The sequence below is a fragment of the Streptomyces sp. HSW2009 genome (assembly GCF_040240285.1).
Taxonomy (GTDB): Bacteria; Actinomycetota; Actinomycetes; order Streptomycetales; family Streptomycetaceae; genus Streptomyces.
Window position 1 is genome coordinate 1 of the sequence record NZ_JBEHZD010001042.1, and the last position, 1098, is coordinate 1098.

Annotated in this window: 1 protein-coding gene; it reads left to right on the top strand. The window is 78.5% G+C overall.

From position 1 onward, the window contains the following. Positions 1 to 752: 752 nt before the first annotated feature. Positions 753 to 986 carry a hypothetical protein gene (locus tag AAHZ94_RS34440; protein ID WP_349997608.1) on the top strand — a complete coding sequence of 78 codons (234 nt, stop codon included), beginning with the start codon at positions 753 to 755 and terminating at the stop codon, positions 984 to 986. The last annotated feature ends 112 nt before the right edge of the window (positions 987 to 1098 follow it).

Sequence of the window (1098 nt, forward strand, 5' to 3'; positions counted from 1 at the left end):
GGGGGGGGGGGGCGGGGGGGGGGGGGGCGGCCGGCGGGGGGGCCGCGGGGGGCCCCCGGTGGGCGGCCACCGCGGGGCGGGGGTGGGGGGCCGGCACGGCGATGGCCAGGGTCACGAGCGTGGTCGTCAGACCGCGAGTGATCTTGTTCATGGCCGCGACCCTAGGCCAATTTAGGTAGCCCTTACCTCATCCTCAGGTCGTATGTCGCGACGCCGTTCGGGGGTGGTCGGGGTGAGGAGGAGGGGAGAAGGGGGGCCGGGGGGGGCCGGGGCGGTCGGGGCGGTCGGGGCGGTCGGGGCGGTCGGGAGACGGGAGGCCGCCCGCCGGGGAGGCGGGAGCCGCCGGCTCGGGAGAGGCTCAGAGGAGCGGGGCCGCCCGGCTCAGGAGGGGGCGGGGCCGCCCGGCCCGGGGGCGGGCCCCGACTCGTACCCGGTCCGCGCCAGCCGCCCGTAGGCCGAATTCCCCTCCCCTTCCCACCGAGCGGAGTCCGCCCGGGACATCATGAGGAACACAGCGCCTGCCCGTGACGCAGGGAAAGGAGGCGGCCGGAGGGGCAGCGGGCGCGCGACCGGAACATCGCGCGGGGAGGGACGCCCAGCGGCGAAGACCCGGCAGGGACGCGGGTCCGCCCTTCCTGCAACGGACGAGGGGTGATCGTGCAGGACCGAAGTGAGACGCAGGGCGACGAGGCCCCCACCCCGGATACGTGTGGCGCGGGCGCGCGCCAGGGCCCGCTGCGGGGGCGGTCCCGATGAACGACCGCGACTACGCCCCCGACGCCGAACCCACCGGCACGAAGTGCCCGTGGTGCCACGGGACCGGCACGGTGCACCACATGTACGCGTACGCACCGGGCGTCGACCCCTTCGGCAACGACACCCTGACCGTAGGCCGGGCCGGCACCTGCAAGCACTGCCGGGGAACCGGCGAGTACGACTCGACGCTCGACCCCACACTCGACGCCTGGCGCCGCCGCACGCCATGAGCCCGCGGGCGGGGCAGTGGCTGGGGCGAGCTGGGCGCGGGGGGGGGGGGGGGGGGGCGGCGGCGGCGCGCCCCCCCCCCCCCCCCCCCCCCCCGCGCGGGGCCCCCCCCCC

Bases quoted from the DNA above. Each gene is read 5' to 3' on its own strand.
- AAHZ94_RS34440 (WP_349997608.1), top strand. From the start codon at position 753: ATGAACGACCGCGACTACGCCCCCGACGCCGAACCCACCGGCACGAAG.